Genomic DNA, 14500 nt, shown 5'->3' on the forward strand with positions numbered 1-14500 from the left:
CAAGGCCCGACCGGGTGTGCGCGCGGTCAGCGCTTGGGGCGAGCCGTGCTCTCGCGCAGGACGACTTCGCCCGACAGCCGGACCGTCCGCGGCCGCGTGCCCGCGGATCCCTTGATCGCCAGGTCCATCGCGCGCTCGCCCAGCTCTTCCAGGGGCAGCCGGACGGTCGTCAGCGCCGGCGCGAGGTCACGGACCACCGGGATGTCGTCGAACCCGGCGACCGAGACGTCGCCGGGCACGGACAGGCCCGCCTCCCGCAACGCCGTCATCGCGCCGATCGCCATCACGTCGGTGACGGCGAAGACGCAGGTCGGCAGCTTGCGCTTGCGGCCCGCGAGCAGCCGCTTCGTCGCCTCGTAGCCGCCGTCGCGGGTGAAGGCGGCCTCGACGACGTCGTCTTCGTGCAGGCTGATGCCGTGTTCGGCGAGCGCGTCGGTGAACCCGGCCAGCCGGTCGATGACGGTGCTGAGCCGGCGCGGCCCGGCGAGCACGGCGAACCGCTTGTGCCCCAGCCCGGCCAACGCCTTCGCGAGGGCCGCGGCGCCGCCCTTGTTGTCCGGCTGCACGGTGTCGATCTTGAGCCCGCGGTGCCGGCTCACCGCGGCGACCTGCCCGCCGCCGCGGCGGTAGGGCTCCAGTTCGGCGGCCATCGCGCGTTCCCACGCCCGGTCTTCGAAGGCCGAGCCGATCAGCAGGATGGCCGCGGCCCGCTGCGCGCGCAGCGTCGAGACGTAGGCGACTTCGCGGTCCGGGTCGCGGAACGTCCCGGCGAGCATCACGAGCAGTCCGTTGTCGGTGGCCACCCGCATCACCCCGCCGGCGATCGCGGCGAAGTACGGATCGCTGACGTCGTGGCAGATCACGCCGACCGTGCGGTGCGTGCCGCCGGCGAGTGCTTGTGCGTGCGCGTTCGGGGCGTAAGCCAGCTCGGCCGCGGCGGCGGACACCCGCTCCCGCAGATCGGCGCGGACGGACGCGGTGCCGTTGAGCACCCGCGACGCCGTCGCGAGCGAGACGTTCGCGCTGCGTGCCACGTCTTCGAGTGTCACGTGCGGCCGGGCCTTCATGGCTGGCTCCTCCAAGATCGGTCTCGAGTGTCTCGGCGTGCTCGGTCGGTGCAATCTACTGGGAGGGGGGTGGGCCCGGAGAAGCCGCTGGCCGGGGGACCTGACCCGTTCGAGTGAACGCGCGGGGAAGATCGGCGGCGCAGAGTGTGTTGCAAACAAGGAGAACGTTCAAGTAGTGGGTACGCCACTGCCGATCGACCGTGAAAGGAACCCGCATGCTGTTCGGTGACGAGCACGTCCGCCGCTACGAGGAGACCGACGGCGAAGTCGGCCACGAGTGGAAGGAAGGCGTCCCGACGCTCGTGCTGACCACCAAGGGCCGCAAGACCGGGCAGGAGCGCAAGTTCGCCCTGATCTACCAGGAAGTCGACGGCAACCCGGTGATCGTGGCGTCCAAGGGCGGCGCGCCGAACCACCCCGGCTGGTACTTCAACCTCGTCGAGACCCCCGAGGTCGGCGTCCAGGTCAAGGCCGACAAGTTCAAGGCCCGCGCGCGCACGGCCGAGGGCGAAGAGCGCGCGAAGCTGTGGGAGAAGCTGGCCGCCGTTTGGCCGGACTACAACGACTACGCGAAGAAGACGGACCGCGAGATTCCTGTCGTGGTTCTCGAGCGACTGTGATCTGCGCCGCGTTCCGCGTGCGCGAGGGCCGATCCGGCCGGTCGTCGGCTACGAATGACGGTCATGGACCGCTGGACCGCCCTGGACACCGAAGGTGAGCTCCTCACCCGACGCCAGATGATCGCTTACGGCCGGCGCTTCGCCCGCGCCGGCCGGGGCGCCTGGTACAGCTTCGCGATCGAGGTGGTCTGGCAGTTCCTCGTCCAGACGACCCGCTTCCGGGTGCGCGGCGCCCACCACATCCCGAAGACCGGGGGCGTGCTGGTGGCGTCGAACCACCTGTCGTTCGCCGACCCGACGACGTTGACGGCGTTCTGCCTCGCCGCCGGCCGCGTGCCGCGGTACCTGGCGAAGGCCTCCCTGTGGAAGCTGCCGGTCGTGGGCCGCGTGATGCGCTCGGGACGGCACATCCCGGTCTACCGCGGCGCGGCGACGGCCGCGGAGGCCTACCGCGACCTGGTCGCGTCGGTGCGGGACGGCGAGTGCGTCGCGGTCTTCCCCGAGGGCACGTTCTCGAAGGACCCGGACGGCTGGCCGATGCGCGGCAAAACCGGCATCGTGCGCGCGGCCCTGGAGACCGGCGCGCCGGTGATCCCGGTGGCCAACTGGGGCACCCACCACCTGCTGCCGTCGACGGCGTGGGTCCCGCGCGGGTTCCCGCGCAAGACGGTCGACCTGGTGGCCGGGCCGCCGGTGGACCTGTCGGACCTGCGCGACCGCCCGTTGACGCGCGAGGTGCTGGAGGAGGCGACGGCCCGGATCATGGCGGCGGTGACGGCGCTGCTCGAGACGATCCGCGGCGAGACGCGCCCGGCCGCGGCCTGAGGCCCGCGTCACCCCGCTCGGCGACCCCGGAAGGGGTACTTTCGGGCACATGAGTGCACAACACTTTGACGTCGTCGTGCTGGGGGCCGGGGTCGGCGGCTACGTGGCGGCGATCCGCGCGTCGCAGCTGGGGCTGAGCGCCGCGGTGGTGGAGGAGAAGTACTGGGGCGGCGTCTGCCTGAACGTCGGGTGCATCCCGTCGAAGGCGCTGCTGCGCAACGCCGAGCTGGCGCACGTGGTGACGCAGGAGGCCGCGGCGTTCGGGATCTCTTCCGACAGCCCGATCCGGGTGGACTACACGGCCGCCTACGAGCGGAGCCGGAAGGTCGCCGACGGGCGCGTCAAGGGCGTGCACTTCCTGATGAAGAAGAACAAGATCACCGAGTTCGACGGGCACGGCACGTTCGTCGACGACCACACCCTCGAGGTCGACGGGTCGCGGATCACGTTCGGCCACTGCATCATCGCGACCGGCGCGACGACCCGCCTGCTGCCGGGCACGTCCCGCAGCTCGCGGGTGGTGACCTACGAAGAGCAGATCCTCTCGAGCGAGCTGCCGTCCAGCATCGTGATCGCCGGCGCGGGCGCGATCGGCGTCGAGTTCGCCTACGTGCTGCACAACTACGGCGTCGACGTCACGATCGTCGAGTTCCTCGACCGCATGGTGCCGCTGGAGGACGCGGAGGTGTCGGCGGAGCTGGCGCGCCGCTACCGGAAGCTGGGCATCAAGGTGCTGACGTCGACGCGGGTGGAGTCGATCGACGACTCCGGCCCGTCGGTTCGGGTGACGGTCTCTTCGGAGAAGAACGGGCAGCAGGTCCTCACGGCCGACAAGGTGCTGCAGGCGATCGGTTTCCAGCCACGCGTCGAGGGCTACGGGCTGGAGAAGACGGGCGTGGCCCTGACGGACCGCGGCGCGATCGCGATCGACGGCCGCGGCCGCACGAACGTGGACCACATCTTCGCGATCGGCGACGTGACGGCGAAGCTGATGCTGGCGCACGCGTCCGAGTCGATGGGCGTGGTGGCGGCGGAGACGATCGCGGGCGCGGAGACGATGGAGCTCGACTTCCCGATGATCCCGCGCGCGACGTACTGCCAGCCCCAGATCGCCAGCTTCGGCTGGACGGAGGAACAGGCGCGTGCCAAGGGTTTCGACGTCCGGGTGGCGAAGTTCCCGTTCACGGCCAACGGAAAGGCCCAAGGTCTCGGCGACGCGGGCGGGTTCGTGAAGCTGATCAGCGACGCGCGCCACGGCGAACTGATCGGCGGCCACCTCATCGGGCCGGACGTGACCGAGCTGCTGCCGGAGCTGACTTTGGCCCAGCAGTGGGATTTGACGGTGCACGAGGTTTCGCGGAACGTCCACGCGCACCCGACGTTGGGTGAAGCGGTGAAGGAAGCGGTGCACGGCCTCGCGGGGCACATGATCAACCTCTAGCGCGGCAACGCGCCGCCCGGTGTGCGGAACCGGCTGCCTTGACCTCAAGGTAACGCGAAGTATCGATCTGCCGGAGCCGCACGCCGGGCCAGGCGCCCTGCGGTGCCGCGGCCGCCACGCGGCACGGGCGCGGAAGAAAACAGTTCTCACGTTTCCGTGATCGTTCCAGCATGTGGGCAACCGGACGTTCCCGACTTTGGTCGGTGGACCACCGCGAAGTCACTCCTTAGATTCTCCCCATTACACCCGGTTGGGTGTCATACGGCCGAGTGCCTCAGGGAGAAATTCGATGGTGAGATTCAGCCGGGTCGCCGCGCACGCGGTTCCGCTGACCGTCGGCGCGCTGCTGCTGACGACGGGGGTTTCGGCAGCTCAGCCGTCCACGGTGGACGCCGCGACCGCGCGCACCGAGGCGGGCATCAACGTGCTGCAGGGCATCAAGAAGAGCCTGACCCCCGCCGAGCGCAAGCAATCGAGCCAGCTGGTCGTGGAGAAGCGGTTGCGCGCCGACCGGACCCTGGCCGCGAAGCTGCCCGACTACCGTTCGGGCGTCGGCGTCAGCACCGCCGGCACCGTCTCGGTCGACATCGCCGCGACGCGCGACCAGGCCGTCGCCAACGCGGTCAAGGCCGCCGGAGGCACCGTCCGCTACGCCTCGCCCGACGGCGCCATCCGCGCCGACCTGCCGCTGTCCGCCGTGGACGCGATCGCCGGCCGCGCCGACGTCGCCGAGGTCAAGCCCGCTTCGCAGGCGATGACCTGGACCGAGCGCGACGCCCGCGCGAACGTGGCCGCCCGGGCCGCCGCCGCGACGCAGGTGTCCGAAGGCGACAAGGCCCACGGTGCCGACACCGCGCGCACCACCTACGGCGTCAGCGGTTCCGGCATCAAGGTCTGCGTGCTCTCCGACGGCGTCGACTCCCTGGCCAAGTCGCAGAGCGCCGGCGAGCTGCCCGCGGTCGACGTCCTCTCCGGCCAGAAGGGCAGCGGCGACGAGGGCACCGCGATGCTCGAGATCGTCCACGACCTGGCGCCGAACGCGACCCTCGGCTTCGCGACGGCGTTCACCAGCGAAGCCAGCTTCGCCGCTAACATTCGCGCGCTGCGCACCACCGGCCACTGCCAGGTCATCGTCGACGACGTCTCCTACTTCGACGAGTCGCCGTTCCAGGACACCCAGGTCGCCCAGGCGGTCAACGACGTCACCGCGGCCGGCGTCCTGTACTTCTCCTCGGCCGGCAACTCGGGCAACGCGACCGACGGCACCAGCGGCTACTACGAGGGCGACTTCCGCGCCTCCTCGACGAAGATCAGCGGCGTCACCGGCACCCCGCACGACTTCGACCCGAGCAGCACCACGCAGAACTTCGACGCGCTTTCGGCCGGCTCGCTCGGCAAGCCGGTGACGCTGTTCTGGTCCGACCCGTGGGGCAAGTCCGCCAACGACTACGACCTGTTCATCCTGAACTCCTCGGGCAGCGTCGTGGCCTCCAGCGAGAACAGCCAGTCCGGCTCGCAGAACCCGTACGAGATCGCGAACGTGCCGACGACCGGCTCCGGCTACAAGGTCGCGGTGGTCAAGTACAGCGGCGCCGACCGGTTCATCGCGCTGAACGTCATCCGCGGCCGGTTCGTGGCTTCGGGTTCGCTCAAGGCCTTCAGCACCAACGGGGTCACGAACGGCCACTCGGCGGCGGCGAACGCGTTCAGCGTGGCGGCGGCCCCGGCCGGCCCGGCGTTCGGCCGGCCGCTGGAGACCGGTGACCCGGCCAACCCGGCGGGCCCGTACCCCGGCCTGTTCACGGCGGCCAGCAAGTGGGAGCGCTTCAGCTCCGACGGCAAGCGGCACCTGTTCTACAACGCCGACGGCACCGCGATCACCCCGGGCAACGTGTCTTCGACGGGCGGCACGACCCGCGCCAAGCCGGACATCACGGCGGCCGACGGCGTGGCGACGTCGGTGACCGGGTTCCAGCCGTTCTTCGGGACGTCGGCGGCGGCCCCGCACGCGGCGGCCATCGCGGCGCTGCTGCTCTCGGGCAAGCCGACGGCGACCCCGGCCGAGATCCGCAGCGCGCTGGTCTCGAGCGCGATCGACCTGGGCGCGCCCGGGTTCGACACCGTGACCGGCAACGGCGTGATCATGGCCGGCCCGGCGCTCGCCGCGCTGGGCGTGGCGGCCAAGTAAGGGGCACCGCACCGGACGGCCCGGCGAGCAGCGCGCTCGCCGGGCCGTTCCGTCATTCCGGGCCGGTGACCAGGAGGTGGAAGCCGAGCCCCCGGTGCGCGAACCGGACGTGGTCGCGCAGGGCCAGCCCGGCGGCGTCCAGCGCGGTTTCCAGCTCGGCGACGGGACGGATCCGGAAGCCGTTGCCGGTCAGCATCGCGGACTTGGCCATCAGGTCCGGATCGCCGACGCCGAGCACGAACTTCCCGCCCGGCGCGAGCACCCGCGCGACTTCGGCGAACGCGGCGCCGAGGTCGTCGACGAAGTACACCGTGTTGGTCGAGACGACCGCGTCGGCGGAACCGGCTTCGAGCGGCAACGCCGTCATCGAGCCTTCGTGCAGCCGCAGCCGCCCCGCGGCGATCTCCCGGCGGAACGTGGCGCGGGCGCGGGAAAGCATCGTCGCCGAGACGTCCACGCCGTGCACCACCCCCGCTTCGCGCAGCAGGAGCGTGAGGCCGAGACCGCCGCCGAAGCCGACGTCGACCGCCGTCTCCCCGCCGGTCAGGCCGAGGGCCGACACGGCCCGCGTCACCGCCTCGCGGTTGCGGCCGTTGAGCATCGAGCCCACGATCCGCCCGCGCAGGCCGCTAGGGTGGCCGAGTTGCCGGGCGAGGCCGGCCTGGAAACTTTCGCGAAGTCCCATGGGCGCAGTCTAGGAGGCGTGATGCCGAAAACGGCGGTGGTCACCGGAGCCGGGTCGGGCATCGGGCGGGCCGTGGCGCGGGCCCTGCTCGACGACGGCTATCGCGTCGCCCTCGCCGGCCGGCGCGAAAGCGCCCTCACCGAGACGGCCGGCGGCCACGAGAACGCGCTCAGCGTTCCGGCGGACGTCGCGGACGAGGACTCCGTGCAGCACCTCTTCGCCACCGTCCGCGAAGCGTGGGGACGGCTCGACCTGCTGTTCAACAACGCCGGCATCGGCGCCGCGGGGACCGTCGCCGACCTGTCCGTCGAGGACTGGAAGCGGACCGTCGACGTCAACCTCACCGGGATGTTCCTCTGCGCCCGGCAGGCCGTCCTGCTGATGAAGGACCAGGACCCGCGCGGCGGCCGGATCGTCAACAACGGCTCGATCTCCGCGCACGCCCCGCGCCCCGCGAGCGTCGCCTACACCGCGACGAAACACGCCGTCACCGGCCTGACGCGGTCGATCTCGCTCGACGGCCGGGCCTGGGACGTCGCCTGCGGGCAGATCGACATCGGCAACGCGGCCACCGAGATGACCGAGCGGATGGCCGCCGGAATTGCGCAGGCCGACGGCCGCGTCCTCGCCGAACCGACGTTCGACGTGCGGCACGTCGCGGACGCCGTGCGCTACATGGCCGCGCTGCCGCTCGACACCAACGTGCAGTTCCTCACCATCACGGCGACGACCATGCCGTTCATCGGCCGGGGCTAGCCGGCCGGGTGCGCGGGGCATCCGGAAACACAGTGTTCACAAACTCGGTCCACCGCAACGGAAAGTTCGCACGGAGTTCACCGGAAACCCGATTTCCCCGGCAGACCAGGGTATTTCCGGCTCCGCTCACCCGTTCGGGTCGCGCGCGATGGTAGTGGCCCGGCCGGAAATCCGCATGGTGGAAAGGAATCCGGACCGCGCGCGCAGGGGCCCCGGGGATGGCCTGGGCAGCGTGATAGCGTCCGCCCGGTGTGGACGGTCGGTGGGTCACCCGGAGTCGTCTCCGAAGAAGTGACCGGCGAAGAACAGCCACGCCCTGACCCCGTAAGGGATTCCAGCTCCCGCACCGGGTTGTGGCGCTGGCTGGTGGTCGTGCTCGGGTTGTTCTCGGCGGCCTGCGCGATCGCCTGCCCGTTGCTGCCCGTGGTGCAGGACACCGCCGAGATCACCTGGCCGGTCGGCGCGGACACCCGCGCGGTGAACGCTCCGCTCACCGGCTACTGGGCGCAGGACATGCAGGTCGACCTGCCGTGCCGGACGATCCAGGCGCTCGACGCGCGCAAACCCGGCGGCGCCTACCTGTTCTCGAGCGTTCCCGGTGCGCGCACCGGGAACGGCGCGGGCGTGTTCCTCCGCGTGGAGAAGGGGGTGCTGACCGCGTTCAACCGCGGCCAGCAGGTCGCCAACCAGCCGCTGCCCGCGACCGGCTGTGATGTCCGGTTCTCCTCCTCGGCGACGGACACGAAACTGACCGTCGCCGGCACCCCGGTCTTCGACGAGACGGGCGACTCACGCCCGCGGGTCGTCGGGATTTACACCGACATCACTTCGGCCAGCGACCCCATCACCGGGCTGCACGTGTCGATCACGCCGGACACCCGCTACCAGTCCGCGCCCACCGGCTTCAAGGTCGGGGTCGGCGTGGCCGGGGTGCTGGCGCTCATCGGCTGCCTGTTCGCGGTGAACCGGCTCGACCGCGGAGGCGCGCGAAGGGCGCCCCGCTGGGCGCCGGTCGGCTGGTGGAAGCTCACCAAGCGCGACTTCACGGTGTTCGGGGTGCTCGGCGCCTGGGTCTTCATCGGCCCGGTGACCTCGGACGACGGCTACATCCTGACCATGGCCAGAGTGGCCTCGCAGACCGGCTACCTGACCAACTACCACCGGTGGTTCGGGGTCGCCGAAGCGCCGTTCGGCTGGAACGACCACCTCACCGAGCTGATGACCACGGTGTCGACGGTGCCGCCGTGGATCCGGCTGCCGTCGTTCGTCATCGGCGCGGTCTGCTGGCTGCTGATCAGCCGCGAGGTCATGCCGCGGCTGGGCACCCAGGTCCGCCAGAGCCCGGCGGCGAGCTGGGCCGCGGCGATGGTGTTCCTCGTCTGGTGGCTGCCGTTCAACGACGGCGTGCGCCCCGAACCGTGGGCCGCACTGGGCTCGCTGCTCGCGCTGTGCGCGGTCGAACGGACCCTCGTGACGCGGCGCCTGCTTCCGCTGTGCCTCGGCTTGCTCGCCGCCGCGTTCGCGCTCGCCGCGACCCCGACCGGGCTCATCGCCGTGGCGCCGTTCCTGGTGGCCGCGCGGCCGCTGTTCCAGCTGCTGCGCGCGCGGGTGCGCAAGTCCGGCTGGGCCACGGTCCTCGCGCCGATCGCGGCGGCCGGGTTCATCGTGCTCGTCGTCGTGTTCGCCGACCAGACGGTCGCCACGGTGCTGGAGGCGACGCGCCTGCGCGGCAAGGTCGGCCCGAACGAACCGTGGTACAGCGAGCTTTCGCGGTACCAGCTGCTGTTCTCCGACAACGCCGACGGGTCGTTGACGCGCCGCTTCCCGGTGCTGCTGCTCATGCTCTGCACGGGCACCTGCCTGGTCGTGCTGCTGCGCCGCGGCCGGATCCAGGGCGCCGCGCTCGGCCCGGCCCGGCGGCTGATCGGCACCACCGCGCTGTTCTTCCTGCTGCTGGCCCTGACCCCGACCAAGTGGACGCACCACTTCGGCGCGTTCGCGGCGGTCGGCTCGGCGATGGCCGCGCTCACCGCGCTCGCGACGAGCTCGGCGGTGCTGCGGTCGCGGCGCAACCGGGCCGCGTTCACGGCCGGGCTGCTGGTGGTCGCCGCGCTCGCGGCGACCGGGCCGAACGCGTACTGGTTCGTGTCGTCGATCGGCGTGCCGTGGTTCGACAAGGCGCCGTCCCTGCACGGCTACCACCTCTCGACGCTGCTGCTGCTCGCGGCGGCCGTCGCGGCGGCGATCGCGTTCGTGGAGAACCTCAAGGCGCACCGGCCGCCGGTGCTGCTGCCGCCGCCGTCGAAGGAACGCCGGCTGCGCGCGCTGAAGCTCGGTTCGATCTCGCTCGTCGTGATCTGCGGGGTGGTCGTCGCGTTCGAGTTCGCCAGCATGGGCAAGGCGATCGAGAAGCAGCTGGGCAGCTACAGCCTCGGCGCGGCGAACGTGCAGCACCTGTTCACCACCAGCGGCAACCTGTCCGACCACGTGATGGTCGAAAAGGACCCGGCGGCGAGCGTGCTCAAGCCGGTTCCGGCGCAGACGGCGGCGGTCGTGCAGCGGCAGCCCGCCCCGGGACTGCCGCCCGCCGACCAGGACAACGGCCCGACCAGCACCGGGTTCCACACCAAGGCGAAGTCGAGCGACGACCCGCTGGACGAGCCGCCGAACGGGCTGAGCGCGAACTCCCTGCCGATGTGGAGCAGCTACGGCGCGGAGGAGCGGACCGGCCGGCTGCGCACGTCCTGGTACCAGCTGCCGGCGGACCGGGCGAACTCGCAGCTCGCGATCTCGGTGGCGGCGAAGGCGGGCAAGGCGGAGAGCGTCTGGTTCGAGTACGGCAAGCAGACCCCCGACGGCGTCAAGGTCGTCAACTCCGACCAGGTGCACGCGCCGGGCGCGGACACCGGGTCCGACAACGACCCGTCGAGCAAGGGCAGCTGGGCCGACCAGCGGGTCCAGATCGGTGACCTGCCGAAGGAAGCCACGCTCGTCCGCGTGGTCGCGAAGGACGACGACGTGACCTCCGACGGCTGGGTCGCGGTGACCGCACCGCGCGTCCCGACGTTCACCACGCTGACGCAGCGGGTCGGCGACGCGCCGGTGTACATGGACTGGCCGGCGGCGTTCGTCTACCCGCGGATGAACCCGGTGACCTCGCACGACGGCATCTCCGAGGTCCCGCAGTACCGGATCACCTCGGGCACGCTCCAGGACGAGGCAGGCTGGGCGAACAACGTCCACGGCGGTCCGCTCGGCTGGCTCGAAGAAGTCGCCGACCAGCCTGAGGTCCCGAGCTACCTGCAGGGCGAGCCGGGACAGCCGTGGGGCCAGCTGATGCGCATCAAGCCCTACGCCGAGGGGCAGGCACCGCACGTCGAGCACGGGGAAAAGACCGTGTGGGGCTGGTGGTCGCCGGGGCCGGGACCCGCGCAGCCGAACGGGTCCACGGCCACGCGCTGACGCTCACGGGATCACGCGCGCCTTCCGGAACTCGTCGAAGAGCCGGTAGAACATCTGCTCGGTCTCGACGTAGGAGTGGAAGCCCGCGCGCCGCGACTTCGACGTGTCGGCGAACACGTCGTAGTCCCAGCCGAACACGAAGTCGCCGAAGGCCCAGGACGCCGAAACGTCGGCGTAGGACGCGGTGAGCCCGTGCTCCGCGGCCATCTTCGTCCACAGTGGACCCTTGTCGGCCATCACGTCCGCGAGGGACATCCGCAGCGGCGGCGCGGTTTCGAGGCCGAAGTAGGCGGCGAGCTTCGGCCAGAGCTCGCGCCACCGGAACAGGTCGCCGTTCGCGATGTTGAACGCGCCCCGCTGCCCGGCCGCCCAGACCGTCGCGTCGGCGAGCAGGCCGGCGTCGGTCATCTCCAGCAGGCTGTCGTACGCGCCGGGCTTGCCGGGGAACCGCAGCGGCAGGCCGAGTTCCTGCGAAATCGACGCGTAGACCGCGATCACCAGCGCGAGGTTCATCGGGTTGCCCAGAGCCGTGCCGCCGACCACCGACGGCCGGATCGCCGACCACGTCCACGCGCCCGCCCGGCGTTCGAGGAAGTCCTGCTGGTCGACGTTGAACTCGGGCGGCATGTGCCCGGCGTCGGTCTCGCGGGCCGGCGTCTTGAACGGGCCGAGGTGCGCGCCGTAGACCTTGTAGCCCTGCATCAGGCTGACGTGTTCGAGGCCGGGAGCCGCCGCCTCGGCCGCGTCGACGAGGTTCGTCAGCATCGCCAGGTTCGGCGGGACGAGCTCGGCCCACGTCGGTTTGTCCTGGTAGGCGGCGTAGAAGAGGTGGGTCGTCGTGGTCAGGTCGCCGATCTTCGCCTTCGTGTCGGCCGCGTCGAGGAGGTCGACGGCGACCGTGCCCGGCCCGCCGCGGCGGGACAGGCCGACGACGTCCCAGCGGCCGTCCGCCCGCAGGCGCTCGGCGAGGGTGCGGCCGATGATCCCGTTCGCCCCGGCGACCAGGGCTGTCTTGCGTTCCATGCCGTCCAGGCTGGTCACGCGCTCGCGATAAGTCCAAGGCTTAGTTTTCACGGCGGCGATAAGGTGTGTTCATGACTAGCCTGCGGCAGCTCGAGTACCTGGTCACGGTGGTCGACACCGGCTCGTTCACCCGAGCCGCCGAACAGCTGCACGTGACGCAGCCCGCGTTGTCCCACCAGATGCGGGCCCTCGAGCAGAGCCTCGGCGGGCCGCTGCTGGAGAGGCTGCCCCGCACCGTCCGGCTCACCCCGATGGGCCGGGCGATGCTGCCGCACGCGCGGGCGGCGCTGGCCGACGCCGAACGCGCCCGTTGCGCCGCCCGGCTCGCGTCCGGCACGACGGCGGGGGAGCTGCAGGTCGCGACGGTCTACTCGATGAGCCTCGGCGTGCTGCCGCCCGCGTTGCGGGTGTGGCGGCGCGACCGGCCCGAGGTCGACGTCCGGCTGATCGAGTTCCGGCACGCCGACGAGCTGCGCGACGCGATGGCCGCGGGCGAAGCCGACGTCGCGCTCGGCCCGCGGCCCGGCGAGTGGGCCGGGCCGGTGCGGGAGCTGGGCGTGGAGGAGTTCGTCGTGGTGCTCCCGGCCGACGGCGCTTCGGAAGGCGCCGAGGGCGTCGTCGACCTGGCCACGCTGGCGGACTGCGCGTGGGTGCACTACGCCCCGGGCAACGGCCTCGCCGAGCTGGTCGACGCGACGTGCGCGGCGGCGGGGTTCCGGCCGCGCCCGGCGGTCCGCACCGAGCAGACCGCGGCGGCACCCATCCTCGCGGCGGCCGGCCTCGGCCCCGCGCTCGTCCCGGCGAACGTCCTGCCGGCCCGGTTCGACGGCCGCGTCCTGCGCCCCCGGGTGCCGGTCCGGCGGTCCGTGGTCGCGTACACGCGGGCGGCCCCGGACCCACTGACCAGCGCGTTCATCGACACCCTGGCCGTGCACGCGGTGGTTTAGACGCCGATGCCCGCCAGTACCGGGCCGGTGAACGGCGTCGTCGTGACGTCGTGGACCCGCGGGGCCCAGACCGCGTGGCCGTGGCCGGTCCACAGCGGCGCCGCCGGGAGGTCGCGCAGCAGCTGGTTCTCCGCCAGCCGGTACAGCTCGCCCGCCTCCTCGGGAGTCGCCGCGGCGTCGGCGAGGGCCAGGTTCTGGCGGAACACGTCGTCGGCGTACCCCGACGCGGCGGCCAGCTCGGTCAGCACCTCGTACGGGCTCGCCGTCGCCGGCTTGAGCTCCACAGTGGAGGGACCGTCGCCCGGAGCGGCCTGCGCGGTGACGGATACGTCCAAGGCCTTGTGCAGGCCGACCGTCAGCGTCCGCGTCCACGCCTCCGTGTCAGGTCCGAAGTAGACGGTCGCGCCGCCCGGGAACGACGCCTGCTTCAGCAGCGCCTTGCCCGCGGCGGCGTCGAAGCTGCACGGACGGCACGTGCCGGACCGCTCGCCGGGGGCGTCCACCGGCGGCAGGAGCGCCTTGGCCGGATCGGCCTGGTGCGCCAGCGGCCCGGCTTCCAGCGCCGCGCGGTCCACGCCGAGCGCGAAGCCGTGGCGGACCGTCGCATCGGCGAACCGGGGGTTCGTCACCGGGAAGGCCAGATAGCCCGCCAGCGGCAGGTCCCAGGTCGCGTGGTGGTCGGCGAAGTCGCCGTGCATGGCTTCGTGCTTCTCGCCGGGGACTTCGGTGGCGAGGTCGAGGGTGCCCGCCTTGACCGCGTCGTACTGGGCGGCCGGATCGCCGACGCGCAGCTCGATCTCGGCGGACCGGCCTTCGCCGACGCGCTTCAGCGTGCCGCCCGAGCCGGGCCGCCACGCGCCGTCGAGCCGGTACGGGCCGTTGCCGACCGGCGATGTCGCGAAGCCCTTCCAGTCGCGGGACGCGAGCACCGACGCGGGCAGCGGCACGAGACCCGGCGCCGAGAGCAGCGCGGGCACCTGACCGGACGGCCGGTCCAGGGTCACCGTGATCCGGTCCGGCGCGGGTGCGGTGATCTCCTTGGCGCGCAACAGCTTCGTGAAGACCGATGACGACGCCCAGTGCTCGGCGGCGACCGCCCGCCAGGTGTCTACATAGGACTGGGCGGTCACCGGGGTGCCGTCGTGGAAGGTGGCCGGGCGCAGCTTGACCGTCCAGTGCACCCGGTCGGTGCTCTCGATGGACTCGGCCGCCCGGGGTGTGAGCTTCCCGGACGCGGCGTCGTAGTCGGCGAGCGGCGTCCACAGCGCGCCCGTCACCAGCCGGCCGGCCTGGTCGGCGACGTCGGCGGGCAGGAGCGTCGCGGGCTCCCGGATGCCGACGGACAGGACGCCGGGGCGGGCCGGGCCGGAGCCGGAGCAGCCCGTGACGGCGAGGGTCAGGACGGCGAGCAGGGCGAGCAGGCGCATGCGCCAGTCCTACCAGTGAACAGCCGACAAAAGACGGTTGTGTCCGGTTGATCTCCGAC

The 14500-nt window shown here is 71.9% G+C and carries 11 protein-coding genes; 7 read left to right on the top strand and 4 right to left on the bottom strand.

Annotated features, from left to right (window positions below):
- Positions 1–26: 26 nt before the first annotated feature.
- Entirely contained in the window at positions 27–1067 is a 1041-nt protein-coding gene (locus ACYVLJ_RS45185) for a LacI family DNA-binding transcriptional regulator (protein WP_460443339.1), read from the bottom strand.
- 215 nt (positions 1068–1282) lie between these two features.
- On the opposite strand from ACYVLJ_RS45185, the gene ACYVLJ_RS45190 reads away from it, so the two are divergent.
- From ACYVLJ_RS45190 to ACYVLJ_RS45205, 4 genes are all read left to right on the top strand, one after another.
- Entirely contained in the window at positions 1283–1687 is a 405-nt protein-coding gene (locus ACYVLJ_RS45190; RefSeq protein WP_451988533.1) for a nitroreductase family deazaflavin-dependent oxidoreductase, read from the top strand.
- A gap of 63 nt (positions 1688–1750) precedes the next feature.
- Positions 1751–2512 carry a lysophospholipid acyltransferase family protein gene (locus tag ACYVLJ_RS45195; RefSeq protein ID WP_451988532.1) on the top strand — a complete coding sequence of 254 codons (762 nt, stop codon included), beginning with the start codon at positions 1751–1753 and terminating at the stop codon, positions 2510–2512.
- 49 nt (positions 2513–2561) lie between these two features.
- Positions 2562–3953, top strand: coding sequence for a dihydrolipoyl dehydrogenase (lpdA, locus tag ACYVLJ_RS45200; protein ID WP_451988531.1), 1392 nt, complete (start codon positions 2562–2564; stop codon positions 3951–3953).
- A gap of 289 nt (positions 3954–4242) precedes the next feature.
- The gene (locus ACYVLJ_RS45205) at positions 4243–6141 is read left to right on the top strand and encodes a S8/S53 family peptidase (protein WP_460443340.1); all 1899 of its coding nucleotides are present in this window, start codon (positions 4243–4245) and stop codon (positions 6139–6141) included.
- 52 nt (positions 6142–6193) lie between these two features.
- On the opposite strand, the gene ACYVLJ_RS45210 is transcribed toward ACYVLJ_RS45205, so the two are convergent.
- Positions 6194–6826: a class I SAM-dependent methyltransferase gene (locus ACYVLJ_RS45210; RefSeq protein WP_460443341.1), complete on the bottom strand. Its 633-nt coding sequence runs from the start codon at positions 6824–6826 to the stop codon at positions 6194–6196.
- Between the two features lie 21 nt (positions 6827–6847).
- On the opposite strand from ACYVLJ_RS45210, the gene ACYVLJ_RS45215 reads away from it, so the two are divergent.
- Both ACYVLJ_RS45215 and ACYVLJ_RS45220 read left to right on the top strand, forming a co-directional pair.
- Positions 6848–7582 carry an SDR family oxidoreductase gene (locus ACYVLJ_RS45215; protein ID WP_460443342.1) on the top strand — a complete coding sequence of 245 codons (735 nt, stop codon included), beginning with the start codon at positions 6848–6850 and terminating at the stop codon, positions 7580–7582.
- 351 nt (positions 7583–7933) lie between these two features.
- A complete protein-coding gene (locus tag ACYVLJ_RS45220; RefSeq protein ID WP_460443361.1) occupies positions 7934–11044 on the top strand; it encodes an arabinosyltransferase domain-containing protein in 3111 nt (1036 codons plus the stop codon).
- A 3-nt stretch (positions 11045–11047) separates the two neighbouring features.
- On the opposite strand, the gene ACYVLJ_RS45225 is transcribed toward ACYVLJ_RS45220, so the two are convergent.
- Positions 11048–12067 carry an SDR family oxidoreductase gene (locus ACYVLJ_RS45225; protein WP_460443343.1) on the bottom strand — a complete coding sequence of 340 codons (1020 nt, stop codon included), beginning with the start codon at positions 12065–12067 and terminating at the stop codon, positions 11048–11050.
- Positions 12068–12138: 71 nt separating this feature from the next.
- Here ACYVLJ_RS45225 and ACYVLJ_RS45230 point away from each other — a divergent pair, with 71 nt between their 5' ends.
- The gene (locus ACYVLJ_RS45230) at positions 12139–13014 is read left to right on the top strand and encodes a LysR family transcriptional regulator (protein ID WP_451988524.1); all 876 of its coding nucleotides are present in this window, start codon (positions 12139–12141) and stop codon (positions 13012–13014) included.
- Here ACYVLJ_RS45230 and ACYVLJ_RS45235 read toward each other — a convergent pair.
- A complete protein-coding gene (locus tag ACYVLJ_RS45235; protein ID WP_460443344.1) occupies positions 13011–14441 on the bottom strand; it encodes a peptide ABC transporter substrate-binding protein in 1431 nt (476 codons plus the stop codon). The two genes, ACYVLJ_RS45230 and ACYVLJ_RS45235, sit on opposite strands and share 4 nt — an antisense overlap.
- Positions 14442–14500 lie beyond the last annotated feature (59 nt).

It is taken from the genome of Amycolatopsis stemonae, from assembly GCF_054781455.1.

Bases quoted from the DNA above. Each gene is read 5' to 3' on its own strand.
- ACYVLJ_RS45235 (WP_460443344.1), bottom strand. From the start codon at position 14,441: ATGCGCCTGCTCGCCCTGCTCGCCGTCCTGACCCTCGCCGTCACGGGC.
- ACYVLJ_RS45230 (WP_451988524.1), top strand. From the start codon at position 12,139: ATGACTAGCCTGCGGCAGCTCGAGTACCTGGTCACGGTGGTCGACACC.
- ACYVLJ_RS45195 (WP_451988532.1), top strand. From the start codon at position 1,751: ATGGACCGCTGGACCGCCCTGGACACCGAAGGTGAGCTCCTCACCCGA.
- ACYVLJ_RS45210 (WP_460443341.1), bottom strand. From the start codon at position 6,826: ATGGGACTTCGCGAAAGTTTCCAGGCCGGCCTCGCCCGGCAACTCGGC.
- ACYVLJ_RS45205 (WP_460443340.1), top strand. From the start codon at position 4,243: ATGGTGAGATTCAGCCGGGTCGCCGCGCACGCGGTTCCGCTGACCGTC.
- ACYVLJ_RS45225 (WP_460443343.1), bottom strand. From the start codon at position 12,067: ATGGAACGCAAGACAGCCCTGGTCGCCGGGGCGAACGGGATCATCGGC.
- ACYVLJ_RS45190 (WP_451988533.1), top strand. From the start codon at position 1,283: ATGCTGTTCGGTGACGAGCACGTCCGCCGCTACGAGGAGACCGACGGC.
- ACYVLJ_RS45215 (WP_460443342.1), top strand. From the start codon at position 6,848: ATGCCGAAAACGGCGGTGGTCACCGGAGCCGGGTCGGGCATCGGGCGG.
- lpdA (WP_451988531.1), top strand. From the start codon at position 2,562: ATGAGTGCACAACACTTTGACGTCGTCGTGCTGGGGGCCGGGGTCGGC.
- ACYVLJ_RS45185 (WP_460443339.1), bottom strand. From the start codon at position 1,067: ATGAAGGCCCGGCCGCACGTGACACTCGAAGACGTGGCACGCAGCGCG.